We start from the raw sequence: 3,905 nt of genomic DNA, 5'->3' as shown, positions 1-3,905 counted from the left end.
CCTTTCACGGCGGTAGCACGGGTTCGAATCCCGTTGGGGGTGCTCTGAAAGGCTTCGGATGTCCCAGCAGCACCAGATCGGCGCCCGTACCAAGGCCTCGGCACTGAACCGTGTGCAACGACGCGTCGCCGCCATCGGCTTCTTCGCTGTCGCCGAACACGCGATTCTCGGGTTGATCGTCGTGGCGTCGACGATCGTCGACGAGCCGGGACGACGCGACGACGCGATCGGCCTGCTGATCATGGCCTCGGTCGTCTCGGGCATCACCTACGTGGTCACGCGGATGATCCTCGGCGGCCGTCTGCTGTCGCCGTGGATCCTGATCGCCGTTGGCGTACCGGTGTTCGGATTCATCTGGGTGCTCTGAGCGATGCCTGCCGGACGCTACGCCCCTTCCCCTTCTGGTGACCTGCACATCGGCAACCTGCGCACCGCCGTGCTCGCGTGGTTGTTCGCCCGAAGCACGGGGCGCGACTACTTGATGCGCGTCGAGGACCTCGACCGGGTGCGACCCGGTTCGGAGAAGCGCCAGCTCGCCGATCTCGCAGCCCTCGGGCTGGACTGGGACGGTCCGGTGGTGCGGCAGTCGGAGCGGGTGCATCTGTACTCCGATGCCGTGTCCGACCTGCAGGCACGCGGAATGCTCTACGAGTGCTTCTGCTCGCGCCGTGAGATCCGGGAGGCGACCTCGGCTCCTCACCACACGCCGGGTCTCTACCCGGGCACCTGCCGCCAGCTCAGCGAGGGCGAACGAACCCAGCGGCGTCGTGAGCGTCCGGCCGCACTGCGCCTGCGATCGCAGGTGGAGCAGGGGACCGTCGTCGACCTGCTGCACGGTTCGTTCACAGGACCGGTCGACGACGTGGTGCTGGTACGGGGCGATGGTGTGCCCTCGTACAACCTGGCGGTCGTCGTGGACGACTCGCACCAGGGCATCGATCAAGTGGTACGCGGCGACGACCTGCTCGACTCCTCACCGCGGCAGTCGCATCTGGCCGGGCTGCTCGACCTGACGACCCCGACCTACGCGCACGTGCCGCTGGTGCTCAACACATCAGGACAGCGTCTGGCCAAGCGCGATGGTGCCGTCACGCTGCGCGACCTGACCAGCGCTGGCGTCGACCCGTTCGCGGCGATTGCGGCCTCACTCGGCCTGGACGGACACACCCCGGCCGATCTGCTCGAAGTCTGGGACCCGCGGTTCCTGCCTCGCGATCCCTGGGTGTTCTCTCCGCCCCTCTCTTGACAAGTTTGTGAGCCATCACTAACTTGCTGTCATGGCTACGGGAAAACGCATGAAGGCCGCCGATCGCAAGGTCTTGATCCTCGAGGCGGCGATGGAGGAGTACGGCCGCTCCGGCATGCACGCGACGTCGACCGAGGTCATCGCGGATCGGGCAGGGGTCTCGCAGCCGTACCTGTTCCGGCTCTTCGGCACGAAAGCCGACCTGATCGTCGCCGCCATCGAGCACCAGACCACGCACCTGCGGGAGACCTTCCGCACGGCAGTCGAGTCCCGACCGGCTGACACCTCTGCCTTCGAGGCCATGGCGGCCGCCTATCTGACCCTGATGGCCGACGACGTCAGTTCCCTGCGCTGCCAGCTGCACACCTGGGCTGCGGCGTCCGATCCCGCAGTCAAGGACGTCGCCCAACGCACGTATCGCGAGATCTGGGCCAACGTCGCAGAGCTCAGCGGCGGCACCGCGGACGAGGTTCGCGACTTCATGGCTCAGGGGATGTTGCTCACGATCGTGTCGTCGCTGGACCTGATGGACCTGTTCGGGGACCCCCTCGCTGTCGTCAAGGAGAAGTTCTGATGTTCACCGCACTGGCCCGCCTGGCCACCACGCGCCCGGGCCGCACCCTTGCCATCACCGTCGTGTTCTTCGTCCTGGCCGGCGTGGTCGGTGGACCGGTCGCCGGACTGCTCAACAGCGACGACGACTCATTCTCCGACACCTCCGCGGAGAGCGCCCTGGCTCTGGACCGCATCGAGCGGGCCAGCGGACTGGAGGCCGCGCCGGCCCTCCTGGCCCTGATCGACACCGACGACACCGCTGCGCTCGAGGAGACGACGCGCATCCTCGGCGACGAATCCGGCGTCGGGCGCGTCGTCGGCGGTCCCGAGGCGGGTGAGCAGTTCCTGTCCGCGGACGGAACGCGCACCTACCTCGCGGTCATCTACCACGCCGAGGCCGACGCCGACGCCACCACCGAGCATCTGCGCGAGGAGCTGGGTGAGGTGGACGACGTGACGTTGGGCGGCCCAGGGGTGGCATTTCAGGAAGTCAACGAGCAGGTGGAGAGCGATCTGGTGACCGCCGAGCTGATCGCCTTTCCGCTGCTGTTCGTCGCCTCCTTGCTGGTCTTCCGCTCGGCGGTGTCGGCCCTGCTGCCGCTGATCGTGGGCGGTCTCACCATCGTCGTGTCGCTCCTGGTGGTGCGCGGCATCAACGAGGTCATCGACGTCTCGATCTTCGCGCTCAACCTCATCACCGGCCTCGGGCTGGGCCTCGCCATCGACTACTCGCTGTTCATGGTCTCGCGCTTTCGCGAGGAGCTGGAGCGAGTCGGGCCGGGCGCTGAGGCCGTGCGCCGGACCGTGGCCACCGCCGGTCGCACCGTGGTCTTCTCCGCCGTCACGGTCGCCGGAGCAGGATTGGCGCTGCTGGTGTTCCCGCTGCGCTTCTTGTATTCGATGGGAATCGGCGTCACGGTGGTCGCTCTCGTGGCCGCGGTGGTCTCGATCATCGTCCTGCCCGCCCTGTTCGCTGTCCTGCAGCACCGCGTCAACGCGCTGGCCCCCCGCCGGTGGCGCCTCGCTCAGCAGGCCGACGCTCGCTCTGAGACGCGCGGGTTCTGGTACCGCCTGTCCAACTTCGTCATGAAGTACCGGGTCGGCACCGCCCTGGGCGGCGCGGCTGTGCTGATAGCCCTCGGACTGCCCTTCCTCGGGGTCAAGTTCACCGGTGTCGACGCCACAGTGCTGCCGGACTCCGCCTCGGCCAAGACCGTCGACTCGGTCTTGCGCGCGGACTTCTCCGGCGCCGAGGTCTCCCCCCTTGCCGTGGCCGTGGAGGCCGACCAGGCCGACGCCGGATCGGTGTCCGACTACGCCGAGCGACTGGCGCAGGTAGAGCATGTGGCCGCCGTGGCCGAACCCGTCTACCTCGGCAACGAGACGTGGCAGGTCGACGTCGTCCCCCAGTTCCCGACCCTCGACGAAAGGACCCTTGCGCTGGTGGACCAGGTCCGTGACGTCGAGCCACCTGGCACCGCGCTGGTCGGCGGTCCGAGCGCGCAACAGGTTGATCAGGTCAGCTCGATCATCGCCAGCATCCCGCTTGCCGTGGCGATCCTCGCGGTGCTCACCTTCATCGCGCTGTTCATGATGACCGGGTCGGTCGTGCTGCCCCTCAAGGCACTGGTCATGAATGTGCTGACCATCGCCGCCACCTTCGGAATTCTGGTGCTGATCTTCCAGGACGGACGGTTCGAGGGCGTGCTCGGCTACACCAGCCAAGGAGCGCTGGAGTCCACCCAGCCGGTGTTCCTCTTCGCCGTCGTGTTCGGCCTGTCCACCGACTACGCCGTCTTCTTGCTGACGCGCATCAAGGAGGCCCGCGATGCCGGCGTGGACGACCGCGAGGCCGTGGCGCTCGGGCTGCAGCGCACGGGACGCATCGTGACCGCGGCGGCCGTGCTGTTCGCGATCGCTCTCGGCGCCTTCGCGACGTCCGAGATCATCTTCATCAAGGAGCTGGGTATTGGCACCGCGGTCGCGGTGCTGATTGACGCAACGATCGTGCGGGCCTTCCTCGTGCCGTCGCTGATGGCGATGCTGGGCCGCGCGAATTGGTGGGCCCCCGCACCGCTGCGCCGATTCCACGACCGGTTCGGCC

Annotated in this window: 4 protein-coding genes; all 4 read left to right on the top strand. The window is 67.7% G+C overall.

What is annotated here, in order from left to right:
• Positions 1-58: 58 nt before the first annotated feature.
• Positions 59-367, top strand: coding sequence for a hypothetical protein (locus tag WB508_RS05215; RefSeq protein WP_423843821.1), 309 nt, complete (start codon positions 59-61; stop codon positions 365-367).
• Between the two features lie 3 nt (positions 368-370).
• On the top strand, positions 371-1,246 hold the full coding sequence (gluQRS, locus tag WB508_RS05210; RefSeq protein ID WP_423843820.1) for a tRNA glutamyl-Q(34) synthetase GluQRS: 876 nt from the start codon (positions 371-373) through the stop codon (positions 1,244-1,246).
• Positions 1,247-1,277: 31 nt separating this feature from the next.
• Positions 1,278-1,820 (top strand): TetR/AcrR family transcriptional regulator, encoded by a 543-nt coding sequence (locus tag WB508_RS05205; protein ID WP_423843819.1) that lies wholly within the window; start codon positions 1,278-1,280, stop codon positions 1,818-1,820.
• Positions 1,820-3,905 (top strand): MMPL family transporter (locus WB508_RS05200; protein ID WP_423843818.1); only part of this gene is annotated, 2,086 nt, incomplete at its 3' end. The genes WB508_RS05205 and WB508_RS05200, both read left to right, overlap by 1 nt.

Source organism: Aeromicrobium sp. (assembly GCF_049586495.1).
Classification (GTDB): Bacteria; Actinomycetota; Actinomycetes; order Propionibacteriales; family Nocardioidaceae; genus Aeromicrobium.
This window is presented reverse-complemented; position numbering and strand designations above follow the sequence as displayed.